Genomic DNA, 17265 nt, shown 5'->3' with positions numbered 1-17265 from the left:
AAGAGGATAGTCTAATTTAAATCTGATATTATATGTATAAACATGATGAAAGAGTAGTGATGACCTTGGATGCTGGGGGAACAAACTTCGTTTTTTCGGCAATAAAAGGTTGTGTACCTGTTGTGGAACCCGTATGCTTGTTAGCGATACCGGATGACTTGGAAAAATGTTTGTCTGTATTGCTTGCGGGTTTTAGTAAAGTGAAAGAGATGCTGACAGAGGAGCCTGTAGCTATAAGTTTTGCTTTCCCTGGACCAGCGGATTATGAAAATGGAGTTTTAGGAAATTTGCATAATTTTCCTGCATTCAATGGTGGTGTTGCTTTGGGACCCTATTTAGAAGAGAAATTGGGAATTCCTACTTTCATAAATAATGATGGAAATCTTTTTGCCTATGGTGAAGCGTTAGCCGGAGCATTACCTGAAATTAATGGAATGTTAGAACAAGCAGGTAATGTTAAGCACTATAAAAATCTTATTGGAATAACTTTGGGCACTGGTTTTGGGTGTGGTATTGTTATAAATAAAGAACTCCTTGTAGGTGATAATAGTTGTGGTGGTGATTTGTTCGGATTTCGCAATTGTTTCTTCGATGATATGATTATTGAAGAAAGTGTAAGCATACGTGCCGTGCAAAGGGTTTATAAAGAACTATCTAAGGATAATCGGGACTTGACTCCTAAGGCTATATTTGACATTGCCGAACGCAAAATAGAAGGTGATAGCGAAGCTGCTGCTGAAAGTTTTGCTTCTCTTGGAATTGCGGTTGCAAATGCTCTTACTTACGCTTTGTTTTTGATAGATGGTGTGGTTGTTATTGGTGGAGGTCTTTCTGGAGCAGCGAAGTATATAATGCCATCTTTGATGGCTACATTTAAAAAGCGATTACATTCGTTCTCGGGCTTGTCTTTTCCAATGGTACAAATGGAAACATATTATCTGGACGAAAAGGCTGATCTTGAGTCGTTTTTGAAAAGAGAGTATGAAACGGTCATAGTTCCTGATAGTAAGAGGGAAGTCACTTATTTTTCTAAGAAGAAAACGGGGATTATCTTATCTCATATTGGAGCTAGTCAAGCCATTTCTCTGGGGGCTTATGCATTTGCCCTTCATAAGCTGGACGGGGCTTCCTGTTTTTGAATTAAATCATGTTTAGATTATACTATATTATATTCAACATATGAAAAATCAAAAATCATTATTATTGTCATTACCGGTGCTTTTAGGGTTCTTCGTAATGGGCTTTTGTGATATAGTTGGAATATCATCGGATTACGTGCAACGTATGTTTGGCTGGTCTCCGGCATTGACAGGATTTGTTCCGTCAATGGTTTTTATTTGGTTTCTATTTCTTGGAATTCCAATAGGAAATAAAATGAATCAATGGGGACGGAAAAACACAGTCCTTTTAAGTATGGCGATAACCATAGTTGGTATGTTTTTGCCGCTTTTCTCTTATAACAGTATGACTAGTGTTACTGCCTATGCTTTACTTGGAATCGGTAATGCTATATTGCAAGTCTCGTTGAATCCGTTATTGAACAATGTTATAAGAAGTGGCAACATGTTGACTAGCAGCCTCACGGCAGGACAAGTTGTAAAAGCCATTTCATCTCTTCTTGGTCCTGAAATAGTATTGTTTACAGTGTCACGCTTTAGTGAGGATAAGTGGTATTATTGCTTTCCGATATTGGGTGCTATTACTTTATTGTCTGCCGTATGGCTGATGTTTACACCAATACCAAGGGAAGATAGAATAGAAGATCGTATTTCAGTGAAGGATACTTTTTCGCTATTAAGTAATAAGATGATTCTACTACTGTTCTTGGGTATTTTCTTTATTGTAGGTGTAGATGTGGCTACTAATTATATAAGTTCTAAGCTTATGACTATCCGATTTGGCTGGACGGAAGCACAAGTCAAATTTGCTCCTCAAGTGTATTTCTTGTGTAGAACGATAGGTGCTTTGTTGGGAGCCTTCATGTTGGCGAAGGTTGATGAAATAAAATATTTTAAGGTTAATATTGTAGCGTGTGGTGTGTCTTTGCTTTTGTTGATATTTATAGTTTCGGATGTGATGGACTTGGTTCTTATTGGAGCTGTCGGCTTTTTTGCTTCCTCTGTATTCCCGATAATTTATTCTGTAGCCTTGAAAAAAAGGCCGGATAAGGCAAATCAAATTTCAGGTTTGCTGATAACTGCAATTGCAGGAGGAGGAATTGTGACACCAGCTATTGGCTTCTCTATCGCTAACATTGGAATAACGGCAGGAGTTTTTATTGTGTTTCTTTGTGTCGCGTACCTTACATATTGTGCATTCACTATTAAATAATATTTTTAAAACTAATACATAATGAAAAATTTTAAGTTTAATCTTTCTATGCGAAACCATTTTTTCGTAGATAGAGTTTTGTCTTTGTTTTTTGCTTTAACAACAGGTCTTATGGCTGTTCCGTTTGTTAATGCTAAGGCTGTTGTTTCGGAAGATGCCGTTTATTCTCTCCAGCAAGATAGAAATACGGTTTGTAAGGGAAGGGTAGTCGATTTGAAGGGTGAACCATTGATTGGTGTTACAGTGCAGGTAAAAAATGCTAATGAAACGGTTGCGGGAACAGTGACGGATATTGATGGAAATTTTACGATTAATGTATCAGCTTCTTCATCATTGTTGTTTTCGTATATTGGTTATAAGCCACAAGTAATTAAGGCTAAAAATCAGATGATGGTGACATTGGAGGAAGACTCTCAGAACTTAGAAGAAGTTATTGTTGTTGGATATGGCCAACAAAAGAAAAGTGATTTGAGCAGTTCTATTTCAGTTGTAGATGTAAATCAAGTGAAGGCTGGCTCAGTTTTACCGAATGTTGCCAATGCGTTGGAGGGAACAACTCCGGGTGTCAGTGTTACGACTTCATCAGGTGCTCCGGGTGCTGGTGTTAATATTAGAATCCGTGGTATCAGTTCATTTTCTGATAGCGAACCGTTGGTTATAATTGATGGAGCTCCGGGAAATTTGAATGATGTTAACTCTGGTGATATTGAATCATTGCAGGTTTTGAAAGATGCCGCCTCAGCAGCAATTTATGGTTCAAGAGCCGCCAATGGAGTAATTATCGTAACAACCAAAAAGGGAAAAGCCGGAAAAGTCAATGTAGAATTCAATACTTCGCTTACTATGCAGATGCCAGGAAAGAAAATGGATATTGCAAATGCTGAAGAATATGCCATTCTTAATAATGCTGCTCGACAAGCTGCTGGTAAGCCGATTTATGATTGTTTGTCCGACCCAGCTTCATTGGGTAAGGGTACTGATTTTCAAGATGAATTTTATGCTGCTGCTCCTCTTATCAATACTTATTTAAGTATTTCAGGTGGTAATGACAACTCAACTTATCGATTGTCTGGCTCATTTATTGACCAACAAGGTATTGCTGTAACTTCAAAATATCAAAAGTTCGTTTTAAGTTATGCGGGACAGCAGAAGAAGGGAGCGTTTACTTTTGGTGAGAATATCGGCTTCACTAAATTCAAGAAAAATTCAGTTCCCGATTGGTTAATACAAGGGCTATTGGTGGCACAACCTATCATTCCTTTGTATGATTCAGAGAACGAGTGCGGTTTCGGTGGTGTACCGTCAGAAATAGCCAATCAAGGAACCAATGTATATGGCATGGCTAAATTGGTGGATAATCATAATATCAATGCTAATCTAAATTTTGATGTTTATGCGCAAGTGAATTTCCTCAAAGATTTCAATTATAAAATCAATGTTGGCTATAAGAATTGGTGGGGACATAGCTATAGTTATACTCCTTCATATTATATGTCGACCAATGTGCAAAAAGAACGTGCTACATTGAGTGAAACTCGTTCTGAAACCGCTCATTTGATTGTAGAAAATACTTTGATGTATAAGAAAGTGGTTGCAGGTCATTCATTTGACGCTCTTTTGGGTTATACATTCGAAAGAGATAAGTCAAGAAATCTAGGCGGTTCGGCCGAAGGATTTCCTAATAATTGGATTAAAGTAATTGATGCTTCTACAAAATATGGTATTAATGCTACCGGCGGTGCCGGAGAGTGGGATATGATTTCTGTACTTGCAAGATTCTTATATAACTATAAGAGTAAGTACTATCTGACTGCTAATGTGCGTCGGGACGGTTCTTCTCGTTTTGCGAAGAATAATAGATGGGGTACTTTCCCTTCATTTTCAGTAGCTTGGAGAGTTAGTTCGGAATCTTTCTTTGAATCTATTCGTTCCGTTGTAAATGATTTGAAAATCCGTGCAAGTTATGGCGTTTTGGGAAATCAACCCGGAGGTAACTATGCATATATCGCTACCGGCGGATATGCCACTAACTTAGGATATCTGTTTGGAAATGGTTCTGATTTTATTAGAGGTGCTTCAATTAATGGCTATACAGATACCAACATACAATGGGAAAGAACAAAGAGTACTAACATAGGTTTTGATGCTAATCTTCTTGATTGTATATCATTGACAGCCAATTATTTTTATAATAAGACAGATAAGTTATTGATGGGTGTTCCTATTGCTCCTTCAATTGGCGGTGGCTCTCCTATAACTAACACGGGCAAGATGCGTAATAAAGGTTTTGAATTTAATGCTTCTTACCATTCTTCATCTTCACACGATTTCCAATACAATATATCGGCTAACTTGTCAACAGTCAGCAATAAAGTATTGAAGATGGGTACGACCGGAGAAACTTTATATGGTGATAAACTTAATAGTTCCAATCAATCTATTACAGGCGCTCGTGAAGATTATCCTATTGGTTCGTTCTTTTTGAAACATTCATTGGGAATTTTCCAATCGCAAGAGGAAATTGATAATTATAAAGATGAAGAAGGTAAACTAATTCAGCCTAATGCTACACCTGGTGATATTAAGTATTTAGATGCTAATAAAGATGGAGTTATAAATGGTTCCGATGCAATTTTTAGCGGAAGTCCTTTCCCTGATTTTTCTTATGGCCTTAACTTCTCGGGCAGTTATAAAGATTTTGATTTCACTATATTTTTGCAAGGAACTTATGGTAATAAGATGTTCGATGCTAACACGCACCGTTTACACAACAGTACAACCGACTTCAATTTGAGTAAAGATTTACTTAATGCTTGGACTCCGGAAAATACAAATACTAATATTCCTCGATTGATTTTGACCGATCCGAACCATAATACCGATCCTTCAACCCGTTTTTTGAGTGATGCTTCTTATTTGAGAGTGAAAACACTCCAGGTGGGATATACTTTCCCGACTGGGTTGATTAAAAAGATAGGACTGAATTCATTGAGAGTATATCTAAGTGCTAATAATCTTTTTACTATAACAGGGTATGATGGCTACGATCCGAGCTATACATCTAGTGGATTGTTGAATGCAGGCCTTGATCAGAGTATCTATCCGCTTGCGAAAAATGTAACTTGTGGTTTTACTCTCCGCTTTTAATGAGGAAACGGTTTAATCGGAGAAACAATATAATTTAGTATAGACTATATGAAATTTACAGATATGAAAAAGAATAATATAAAAATGGCAGTGCTACTGGTTTCTGCATTATTTTCTATGAGCAGTTGTAGTTTATCCCTGTTAGATCAGGATAACCCTAATGCCCTTACAAAAGATAGTTTTTGGCAGACGGCGGAAGATGCGAAAGCAAATCTGACGGCTGTGTATTCCTCTTTTAGAGATCAATACTTTCATAGATTTATTCCGATGGCATGGCGTGGTGATGATGTACAAGGTACAGCTTCCAATGCAAATTATTCGCAATTTGATACTTTCTTGCTTTCAGATGCGAACACTACTTGTTCTACAGCATGGAATCAGAATTTCAAGGGTATTTATTATGCCAATCAGGTAATTCACTATGTGCCGAGAATTAATATGGACGAAACTCTGAAAGAACGCTATATTGGAGAAGCGAAATTCTTGCGTGGATATTTCTATTTTACGTTGTATATGGAATTTAAAAATATTCCACTTATAATTGATATTATTGAATCAAAGGATGAATATAACCAGCCTCAGGCTAATCCCGAGTTAGTTTTGGAACAGATAGCAAAAGATTTTGAAGATGCATCTTTAGCTTTGCCTGCTATTTATCCGGCCAGTGATTTAGGACGTGCTACGCGTGGGGCTGCTTTAGGTTATCTGGCTAAGGTGAGAATGTTTCAAAAGCAATGGCAAAAAGCATCAGATGCGCTTGAACAAATTGTACAATCTAAGACTTATAGTCTGATGCCTACATTTCAAGAGGTATTCTTGGAATCGAAAGACTTTAATAAGGAAATATTATTGGAGATTCCGTTCTCGAATGCTAAAGTAGATGGAAAAGATTTGTCCACAAGCGATAATAAACGAGAAGCTATGTCAAAAGTGGGAGGCTGGTATATGTATTGGCCTACAGATTGGCTCTTTAGTGAAATGAAAAAAGAGTTAACCGTTGATGGTGAATATGATCCTAGGTTATATACCACAATCATATTCCCTAATACGAAGATGAAATATTATGGTAAATCTTATGAAAGCTGGTTTGGTAAAAATTCAAAAGCTTTAGGATTTGGCAAATATGCTGAATGGGAAGTGCTTAATGATAAAATTAAAAATAATTCCGGCAAAAATCAACGATTATTGCGCTATTCTGATATTTTGTTGCTACAGGCAGAATGCTTATGTAGATTGAATAGACTGGATGAAGCCATACCTTATGTAAATATGGTTCGTAATCGTGCTGAACTATCAGATTTACCAACGAATATATCAGAAAATGATTTGTTAGTTGAAATTGAACATCAAAGAGTGATAGAGTTAGCGTGCGAAATGAATCGTTATTTTGACTTATTAAGATGGAATGGTAATATTTTAGGTACGAAGAATATCAAAGAAGTATTTGAAGAACACGGAGATGGAGGCGCTGAAAATTTTGTTGTAGGAAAAAGCGAATTGATGCCTATTCCTATGTCGGAAATACAAATTAATCCATTGATTGTCCAAAATCCTGGATATTAAAGATAGCGCATAGGCAAAATAAATATCAATAAAATATAAACCCTTAATAGATAAAATGATGAAAATAAATTCTTTTAAGAAATTGCTGTCCATTATCTTATTTTGCATGCTACCCATGTTTGCATGTAGTAATTCGGATAACAATCAAGGAGGTGAGGGCAATAATAATGACGACTCTACTTCTGAAATGGAGATAAATATCAATACTGCTTTAACAGGTGATTTGATTCCTGAGGATTTCAGTGGATTAAGTGTTGAAACAGGTAGTGTTAGAATAAATAATGCACATTATAACGGTTATTTCTTTAGTGGAGACAATGTACAAACTTTACAAATTTTTAAAAATTTAGGATTGAAGCATTTAAGAGTAGGAGGTGGCTCGGTAGATATAAATCAGACAGAGCCCACTTATAAAGATATTGATGAGCTGTTTTCCTTTGCAAAAAAGAGTGGTGTGAAAATAGTCTATTCTTTTCGTCTGCTGAATGGGGATATGGCACATAATGTAGAACTTGCGAAATATATCTGGGGAAAATACAAAGAATACATTGATTGTTTTTCTGTGGGAAATGAGCCTGATTGGAATTCCTATCATAAAGAGGATCCGGAAATCACAGATTATCCTACTTATCGTGATAAATGGAAAAAATTTGCAGAAGCAATAACAGAAGTAATACCTGGAGCTAAATTCACGGGCCCGAATACCGGTTCTAACTATCCGGTTACAGGTGCAAAGGATACTGACTACAATGGTTCGTCCTGGACTGTAAATTTTGCAAAGGATTTGAAGAGTACCGGGCTTATTTCAAAATTGTCGCAGCATAATTATGTTGGTCAGGATGTGGTAGCATTGGGACTTACTTCCAAACAAATGATAAATAAAATGCTTTCTTCATCGTGGGTTGATAATGAATATCCTACTTTGTATAATGCGACGTTGAAACCGATTCTTGATGAAGGTTTCTCTTATCGTCTGGCAGAGTCTAATAGCTTTAGTAGCGGATGTGATGGTGGAAGTAATTGTTTTGCGACAGCACTATTTGCATTGGATTATATGCATTGGTGGTCTGAACATAAATGTGTAGGTGTAAACTTCCATAATAAACAATGGGTGTTGAATGCACCTATTACAATGAATGATGTGACGGGAGATTTATTGGTAAACCCAGTAGGATATGGCATTGCAGCTTTCAATCTAAGTGGAAACGGACGGATTCAGCCGATAGCTGTGGATAAAAATGAGGCTTTGAATGTAACAGCTTATGCAGTAAGAAATGGTAAAGATATTTATGTCACAATGATTAATAAAGAGTATGGGAGTAATGCTGAAAAAGCAAAGGTTACAATTAATCTGGGTGCAACAGTACAGAAAATTGAAACTTTAACGTTGACTTCGCCTGAAAATAATCCGGCATCAAGGAAAGTCACTTTGGGGGGTGTTGCAATTAGCAATTCTGAAGATTGGAATGGAAAATGGGATTCGCATAGTGTCGGTAATATGACATTTGAAGTTAATGCAACTTCTGCACTAATTGTAAAAATATCAATGAAGTAATCTTTTAATTACTAATAATTATATGAGAATAAACTTTAGAAAACCATATATAGACAAAGGGCTATTACATCAATTACGTAACTGTATATATGGCTTGTTCGTTATCTCTTTGTATTTGTTTTCGATAAATAGTTATGCTGATAATATTTCTACAAAGAAGTCGTGTACAATTTCATTGAATCAAGATTGGCTGTTTGGCGGTGAATTTCAAACAGAGTATTTCGACTCTAATTTTGATGATTCTAATTTTGAGAAAATTACTATACCGCATTGTGTTAGCGAATTGTCTTGGCAAAACTGGAATGTGGACTCTTGGCAGAAAGTATATGGATATCGCAAGCATTTTTCATTACCACAAATTGAAAATGGTTCACGAGTGATTCTTCATTTTGATGGAGTTATGGTTGGGGCGACTCCTTGTATTAATGGTCATAAGTTGAAAACCCATTTAGGCGGATATCTTCCCTTTGAGTATGATATTACTTCTTTGGTGAAGGAGGAGAATATTTTGACAGTTGCGGTTGATTCAAGATGGAGCAATGTTCCGCCTCAAGGTGCATCAATGGGGCCCAAACGTATCGATTATTTGGAACCGGGAGGCATTCATCGTTCGGTATATCTGAAAATAGTTCCTCAAACTTATATTAAGAATGTTTTCTGTAAAACAGAAGAAGTTCTAAAGTCCTCGCGAAAAATGAATGTATTGTGTATGCTTGATGCAGTGAAGTCTGTAAGGAGTCGGTTAACATTGAAAGTAAGATTGGAAGATAAGGGGCGTGTTATTTCAGAAGGAACAAAAGATATCAATGTAAAGAAGGGGAATGTAGAAACATCTGTAACTCTCTCTAATCTCAGTAATATAATATTGTGGGATATTGATAATCCTAAATTGTATGATGTATTTGTTACTTTGCATGACAATGGAAAAGCGGTACATAGTAGCAAAACAAGAATTGGATTTCGCTCTGCTGAATTCAAATTGGATGGGTTTTATCTAAATGGAAAAAGACTTCAACTGTTTGGTTTGAATAGACATGAGCTATATCCTTATGTGGGATATGCCATGCCTGATAGAGTTATGCGTAGAGATGCGGAGATACTGAAAAATGATTATAATTGTAACATAGTTCGCTGTTCTCACTATCCGCAAACAGAAGCATTTTTAGATGCTTGTGATGAACTCGGATTATTGGTTTGGGATGAAATTCCAGGCTGGGGATATATCGGAGATAAAGAATGGAAAAAATTGCTTGTACGCGATGTGGAAGAAATGATTATCAGAGATAGAAACCATCCATCAATCATTATTTGGGGAACACGCGTCAACGAATCTAAAAGTGATATTGAATTGTATAAAGAGACACGTGCTCTTGCCAGTAAATTAGATGATACTCGTCCTACTTCCGGTTCAATGACCTCTGGTACACGAAAGACATGGGAAAAAGACTGGAGTCAAGATGTGTTTGCTTATGATGATTATCATGCAGATCCTGATGGCAGTGTGGGTATTCATGAGCCTACACCAGGTTATCCGTATATGTTGGCTGAAGCAGTAGGGCAATTCAATTATGCAGCACTTAAAGATTTTAATTGCTATTATAGTCGGCAGGTGGATTTGGAAACATTGGAATCGCAAGCGCTTAGGCATGCTGAGGCGCACAGTAAGTCAGCAGCTACAAAGCGTAATAGTGGCGTTGTAGCGTGGTGTGCTTTTGATTATGGAAGTTTGATTAATGCATTCAAAACAGTTAAAACACCTGGTATTGCTGATGTGTTCCGTATTCCTAAACTGGGTGCTTCTTTCTATCTGGCGCAATGTAACCCGAAAGAGAGAGTTACTTTGGAACCTAACTTCTATTGGAGCTTTTCTGAAAAGTCACCGAATGGACCAGGTAAGGAAGCTGTCATTTTCTCTAATTGTGAACAATTAAGATTATATATTGATGGCGGGCTTTATGCAACTCTGAATCCGGATAATTCAAAACTGCCTAATGTCAAGTATCCTCCCTTTTTTGTTGACCTTGAGTTTGATGGAGATGTTAAGCCCGGAGAGTTGCGTTTAGAAGGCTATATTAAAGGAATGAAAGTAATAGAAAAGCGTTATTCTTCAGATGTCAAATGGAATGATTTCTTGTTGCAAGCAGATGATGATGAAATAGCTGGTGATGGTATTGATGCAACCAGAGTGGTATTTGGAATTACTGATAAATATGGTTCACTTAGACCGTATGGCGATGGATTGGTGGAGTTTTGTATTGATGGACCTGGGGAGATAGTAGGTGATAATCCCTTTGATTTGTCTGAGAATGGTGGATGTGGTGCTGTCTGGATTAGGTCTAAGCAAAATTCATCCGGTATTATAACTTTGCGGGCAAAGAGTTCATACCATGGTGTTAAGACAGTAAAGATTAATGTGAAGTAAATAAGTTGATTTAAATGAAATGATAAATTATGAAAGTAAGAGTTAGATATTTATTCTTTTTGATGATTGGCATCTTATTGGGGGCTGAAATATCTGCAAAGCCAATATTGAAAAGTGATTCTGTTAATCCAGGCTCCATAAAAAAAATACATTTGATATTTAAAACGCATCTTGATGTTGGTTTTACGAATTTTGGGGATTCTGTGATTAAAACCTATATGGATGATTTTATTCCCAGAACTTTGTCTTTAACAGAATCACTTCGACAAGGTGGAGCAAGTGAGCGTTATTTATGGACTACCGGTTCATGGTTGATATATGAGTTTTTGAAACAATCGGATACTGTTATGGTAAAGAGAATGGAAAAGGCTATAAAAAATGGAGATATAACTTGGCATGCTTTGCCTTTTTCTACACATACAGAACTGGCCGATCCTTCATTGTATGAACTTGGTATTCAGATATCCAAACAACTGGATAAACGCTTTGGCAAGAATACGATTTCTGCAAAAATGACTGACGTCCCTGGGCATACACGTTCTATTGTTCCTATTTTAGCAAGAAATGGAATTAAATTTTTGCATATTGGGGTAAATTCTGCTAGTACTGCTCCCGATGTGCCTCCTTTATTCAGATGGCAAGCTCCTGACGGAACAAGTGTCATTGTGATGTACCAACAGGGATATGGTAACCAGATTGTTCTGCCGGGAACAGATGTTATGGTAGATATTCGTTTTACAAATGATAATCATGGACCTCATTCTCTTGCACAAATTAAATCTATTTATAAGGAGTTACACGAAAAATATCCGAATGCTGAGGTTGTAACATCTACATTGAATGATGTTGCGTATGAAACGTTGAAAATAGAAAGTACTCTTCCTGTCATAACGAAAGAACTGGGTGACACTTGGATTCACGGTGTGGGTAGTGATCCAGCATTAGTGTCTGATTTTCGTGCTCTTTCCCGTTTGAGACTGAAATGGATAAATGAAGGGAAATTTGCATTTGGTGACGAACAGGATCTCTCTTTTGGATTGCCTTTGTTGATGGTGGCTGAACATACTTGGGGAAGAGATGTAAAGGTCTATCTGAAAGATTGGGATATATATCTTCCTGCTGATTTTAAAGCTGCACGTTTAAAGTCTAATTTTAAACAAATGGAGCAATCATGGAATGAAAAGAGAAGATATATTAACCGTGCTATTGATAATCTACCTTTAAAAGAGAAAAAGGATGCTTGGAGTATTTTGAGATCATTGAAACCTTCTTTGTCTTCTGTCTCCGGCTATTCAGAGTTGAAGGATTTTAGTAAGATAGTTAAAACGAAATATTATGAAATTAAGATAAGTCCTTCCAATGGTTCAATTATTTATTTGAGAGATAAGAAAAGCGGTCAAAATTGGGCTAATGGGGAGCATCCGTTATTCCTGTATTCTTATCAAACATTCTCAAATACGGATTATGAAAGGTTCTTGAATCAATATCTTATTAAAAAAGTACAGTGGGCGTTAGAGGATTTTGGCAAACCCGGATTAGAAAAGTTGAATTTGGTGTCGAAAATATGGAATCCTACTCTGGTTTCAGCTCATTATAAAGAAGATAAATTAGGAACATCTGTATTATTGAAAATGAGTGTTCTCGATGATAAAGGGCAAATAGTGGGAGGGAGTCCGGCAGAAATTTATGTTGAATTAACTTTCCCGAATGACACAAAGGAAATACAGGCTACATTGAAATGGTTTGGTAAACAGGCGTATAGATTGCCTGAAGCTTCTTGGTTCTCATTTGCTCCGGTTGTGAGAAAAGGAGATTGGACTATAGATAAAATGGGAGGCATCGTTAATTTCCGAGATGTAGAAAGTCGTGGAAACAGAAAAATGCATGCTTGTATTAATGGTGTACAATTGAAAACGATTGATGGTGCAACAATGTCAGTCGGTTCCTTGGATGCACCTTTGGCTATGTTTGGAAATAGTTCTTTATTGGATTTTAATAATAAGTTGCCTAATGCTGGAGACGGTGTGCAGTTTTGTCTTCATAATAATGTGTGGGGCACGAATTTTACAATGTGGTTTGATGAAGATATGCAATATCGCTTTGTTGTAAAATTGTAAATGGCAAGTTCTCAATAGGTAAAATATAAATCGCTCGTGCGATTTCATTAAATGCAATAAAGGCGGAAAGTCATAAGAACTTTCCGCCTTTATTCATATATAACAACTATAGCTTCTTACACAATACCTTGTGCCATCATTGCTTTCGCTACCTTCATGAATCCGGCAACGTTAGCGCCCTTCACGTAGTTCACATAACCGTCAGCTTCAGTACCATACTGTACGCAAGCTTCGTGAATGTTCTTCATGATGCTCTTCAGTTTCTCGTCTACTTCTTCTGCGCTCCAGCTCAGTTTGATAGAGTTTTGAGTCATTTCCAGACCGGATACTGATACACCACCTGCATTGGCTGCCTTACCCGGAGCATACAGAATCTTGGCATCCTGGAATACTTTGATAGCTTCCGGAGTAGAAGGCATGTTAGCACCTTCGGATACTGCCATTACACCATTGGCAACTAATTGGCGAGCGTGGTCACCGTTCAGTTCATTCTGAGTTGCAGAAGGCAGAGCGATGTCAGCTTTTTCACCCCAAGGCTTAGCTCCTTCTACATATTTCACACCCGGATATTGTTCTGCATACTCGCGGATACGTCCACGGTAGAGATTCTTCAGTTCCATGATGTAGTCCAGTTTTTCGCGGTCGATACCTGCCGGGTCGTAAACATAACCGTCAGAGTCAGACATGGTGAGTACTTTACCACCCAGTTCCAATACTTTTTCAGCAGTGTATTGAGCTACGTTACCAGAACCGGAGATCAGGCAAGTCTTGCCTTTCAGGTCAGTACCTTTAGATTTCAGCATTTCCATCAGGAAGTAGATGTTACCGTAACCTGTAGCCTCAGGACGAATCAGTGAACCACCGAATTCGCGACCTTTGCCAGTGAATGTACCTGTGAATTCATGAGTCAGCTTCTTGTACATACCGAACATGAAACCTACTTCACGACCACCTACACCGATGTCACCGGCAGGAACGTCAGTCTCAGGACCAATATGACGCCACAGTTCCAGCATGAATGCTTGTACGAAACGCATTACTTCAGCATTAGACTTGCCACGCGGAGAGAAGTCGGAACCACCTTTACCACCACCCATAGGCAGAGTAGTCAGAGAGTTTTTGAAGGTTTGTTCGAATGCGAGGAACTTCAGGATTGAGAGGTTCACAGATGCGTGGAAACGGATACCACCTTTGTACGGACCGATAGCGTTGTTGTGTTGAACGCGATAACCCATGTTTGTCTGGATGTTACCCTTATCGTCCATCCAAGTCACGCGGAATTGATAAACACGATCGGGGATGCAAAGACGCTCAATTAGATTGACTTTGTCAAATTCCGGGTGTTTGTTGTACTCTTCTTCAATTGTAGAAAGTACTTCTTCCACTGCTTGATGATACTCTGGTTCGTTGGGGAACCGTCTTTTCAAATCTTCTAATACCTTAGCTGCATTCATAATCTATTTCTTTTATTGGTTGCTACTAAATATAATTGTCTTAACAAAGTATTCTTTAGATTGTTTTTTCTCTGTTGCGGTTGCAAAAGTACACATAAAAATGAGACAAACAAACAATTTATAAAGAAAATGCGGGATAAAACAACAAAAATATTGTTTTATCCCGCAAAAAGGAATAAAAAGATATTATTTATCCTCTCTTTAATGATTTTATTACCGGAATGAATACTAACGCTGCCGAAATGACAAGTGTCATGATGACTGGACCGTCAATTCGTTCGGCAGTTGTTAGGACTATGTAGCAAAGTGCTGCCCAAAGCAACACTATGCAAACACTTTGTGATTTCGATAACGGGCGTCTCATTTACCAGCTTTCTTTTTATCCACGATGGCGTCGATGACTGCTACTGCGGTGATGTTCACAATGTCGCGTACGGAGCTTTCGAAGTCGGTGAAGTGGATAGGCTTATTCAATCCCATTTGTATCGGGCCGATTAGCTCCATTTCCGTATTCATAGCTTGCAACAGTTTGTATGCAGAGTTGGCAGAGCTGAGGTTCGGGAATACAAGGGTATTCACATCTTTACCTTTCAGACGGGTGAATGGATACTTGGCGTCACGCATCTTGCGGTCCATGGCAAAGTTCACCTGCATTTCACCGTCAATGGCAAGATCAGGATAGTTCTGCTGCATATATTCCACGGCTTCGTGTACACTTACCGGACTACCTTCGGTGTCTGCACCGAAGTTGGAGTAACTTAACATGGCCATTACCGGAGTATGGTTGAAGAAACGTACGGTATGCTCTGACAGTTTGGCTATGTCAATCAATGTTTCGGCATTGGGATGACGGTTGATTAGTGTATCAGCCAGGAAGTAGGTACCTTTCTTGGAGTTCAGGATGTGCATCGTACCGAAATGCTTGTATTGCGGTTGTATGCCGATAACTTCTTTGGCAACTTTGATCGTATTGCTGTATTTGGTATAAAGACCGGTGATAAATGCATCTGCATCGCCTGTTTCCACCATCATCATACCGAAGTAATTGCGTTCGAACATCTTATCGTTGGCTTCCTCGTAGGTAGCACCTTGACGGGCGCGCTTTTCGGAAAGAATGCGGGCGTAGCGTTCACGGCGTGAGGCTTCGTTCGGATGGCGCAGGTTGACGATTTCGATGCCTTCCAGGCTGAGGTCGAGTTCTTTTGCCAGTTTTTCGATGGTTTCATCGTTACCTAATACAATTGGATGACAGATACCTTCGGCTTTGGCTTCTACAGCGGCTTTCAGCATATTGGGGTGAGAACCTTCGGCAAATACCACGCGTTGCGGATTGCGACGGGCGGTGTCGTAAAGCTGGCGGGTCAGTTTGCTTTCGTAACCCATCAGTTCGCGTAGCTGTACGCAGTAAGCATCCCAGTCTTCAATGTTTTTACGGGCTACACCGCTTTCCATAGCAGCCTTGGCTACGGCGCAGGAAACTTCAGTGATAAGACGCGGGTCAACTGGTTTCGGGATGAAGTATTCCGGACCGAAACTAAAGTTGTTAACATGATAAGCCTCGTTCACAACATCGGGTACAGGCTGTTTTGCCAAGTTGGCAATGGCATGTACGGCGGCAATCTTCATTTCTTCGTTGATGGCTTTGGCCTGAGTATCCAAGGCACCGCGGAAGATATAGGGGAAACCGATTACATTATTAATTTGGTTCGGATAGTCCGACCGTCCGGTTGCCATCAGTACATCGGGACGTGCTGACATGGCATCTTCATAAGAGATTTCCGGTGTAGGATTGGCCAGTGCGAAAACGATAGGAGACGGAGCCATGCTGCGTACCATGTCCTGCGACAGAACGTTTCCTTTGGATAATCCCAGGAATACGTCGGCACCTTTGATGGCTTCTTCCAAAGTGTGGATATCTGTGCGGTCGGTAGCGAAGTAACGTTTCTGTTCGTTGAGATCGGTACGTGCTTTGCTGATTACACCTTTACTATCCAGCATCACGATGTTTTCCAGGCGGGCACCCAGTGAAACATACAGTTTTGTACAAGATACGGCAGATGCACCGGCACCATTCACAACGATTTTTACATCTTCGATTTTCTTGCCTGCTACCTGCAAAGCGTTCACAAGTCCGGCACTGGAGATGATGGCCGTACCATGCTGGTCATCGTGCATCACAGGGATATCGAGCTCTTCTTTCAAACGACGTTCTATTTCGAAGCACTCAGGTGCTTTGATATCTTCCAGGTTGATGCCACCGAAGGTAGGAGCAATGGCCTTTACAGCTTCGATGAATTTTTCGGGATCTTTTTCGTTTACTTCAATATCGAATACGTCGATGCCGGCATAAATCTTGAACAGAAGTCCTTTACCTTCCATTACGGGCTTACCGCTCAACGCACCTATGTCGCCAAGACCGAGTACGGCAGTACCGTTGGAGATTACAGCAACCAAGTTTCCTTTCGCTGTATATTTATAAGCATCCTGCGGATTCTTTTCTATTTCGAGGCACGGCTCCGCCACACCGGGAGAGTAAGCAAGCGAAAGATCGGTTTGGGTACTGTAGGGCTTGGTAGGCACTACTTCTATCTTACCTGGTTTGCCTTGTGAGTGATACAGCAAGGCAGCTTCTTTAGTTATCTTAGCCATGGTAGTTGATTATGAGTTGTTAGTTAA

At 38.9% G+C, this 17265-nt stretch carries 9 protein-coding genes; 7 read left to right on the top strand and 2 right to left on the bottom strand.

Going from position 1 to position 17265, the window contains the following annotated elements:
• Nucleotides 1-32: 32 nt before the first annotated feature.
• The 7 genes from DWW10_RS06950 (at nt 33) to DWW10_RS06920 (ending at nt 13135) form a co-directional block, all read left to right on the top strand.
• Nucleotides 33-1139: an ROK family protein gene (locus DWW10_RS06950; RefSeq protein WP_022392679.1), complete on the top strand. Its 1107-nt coding sequence runs from the start codon at nt 33-35 to the stop codon at nt 1137-1139.
• 40 nt (nt 1140-1179) lie between these two features.
• A complete protein-coding gene (locus DWW10_RS06945) occupies nt 1180-2331 on the top strand; it encodes an MFS transporter (RefSeq protein ID WP_022392680.1) in 1152 nt (383 codons plus the stop codon).
• Between the two features lie 21 nt (nt 2332-2352).
• Entirely contained in the window at nt 2353-5478 is a 3126-nt protein-coding gene (locus tag DWW10_RS06940) for a SusC/RagA family TonB-linked outer membrane protein (protein WP_118421267.1), read from the top strand.
• 63 nt (nt 5479-5541) lie between these two features.
• Nucleotides 5542-7041, top strand: a complete 1500-nt coding sequence (locus DWW10_RS06935) for a RagB/SusD family nutrient uptake outer membrane protein (RefSeq protein ID WP_182021365.1) — start codon at nt 5542-5544, stop codon at nt 7039-7041.
• 55 nt (nt 7042-7096) lie between these two features.
• Nucleotides 7097-8596: a glycosyl hydrolase family protein gene (locus DWW10_RS06930; RefSeq protein ID WP_118421268.1), complete on the top strand. Its 1500-nt coding sequence runs from the start codon at nt 7097-7099 to the stop codon at nt 8594-8596.
• A gap of 22 nt (nt 8597-8618) precedes the next feature.
• Nucleotides 8619-11018 carry a glycoside hydrolase family 2 protein gene (locus tag DWW10_RS06925; RefSeq protein WP_022392684.1) on the top strand — a complete coding sequence of 800 codons (2400 nt, stop codon included), beginning with the start codon at nt 8619-8621 and terminating at the stop codon, nt 11016-11018.
• 29 nt (nt 11019-11047) lie between these two features.
• Nucleotides 11048-13135 carry a DUF5054 domain-containing protein gene (locus DWW10_RS06920; protein ID WP_022392685.1) on the top strand — a complete coding sequence of 696 codons (2088 nt, stop codon included), beginning with the start codon at nt 11048-11050 and terminating at the stop codon, nt 13133-13135.
• Between the two features lie 116 nt (nt 13136-13251).
• Here the strand turns inward: DWW10_RS06920 and DWW10_RS06915 are convergent, their stop codons facing one another.
• Nucleotides 13252-14589 carry an NADP-specific glutamate dehydrogenase gene (locus DWW10_RS06915; protein WP_007214891.1) on the bottom strand — a complete coding sequence of 446 codons (1338 nt, stop codon included), beginning with the start codon at nt 14587-14589 and terminating at the stop codon, nt 13252-13254.
• 360 nt (nt 14590-14949) lie between these two features.
• On the bottom strand, nt 14950-17238 hold the full coding sequence (locus DWW10_RS06900; RefSeq protein ID WP_022392686.1) for an NADP-dependent malic enzyme: 2289 nt from the start codon (nt 17236-17238) through the stop codon (nt 14950-14952).
• Nucleotides 17239-17265: the final 27 nt, after the last annotated feature.

Origin of the sequence: Bacteroides intestinalis, assembly GCF_003464595.1 — a bacterium.
In the GTDB taxonomy this organism is placed as follows: domain Bacteria; phylum Bacteroidota; class Bacteroidia; order Bacteroidales; family Bacteroidaceae; genus Bacteroides; species Bacteroides intestinalis_A.
Note: the sequence above shows the minus strand (reverse complement) of the source record. Positions and strands in the feature narration are given on the sequence as shown.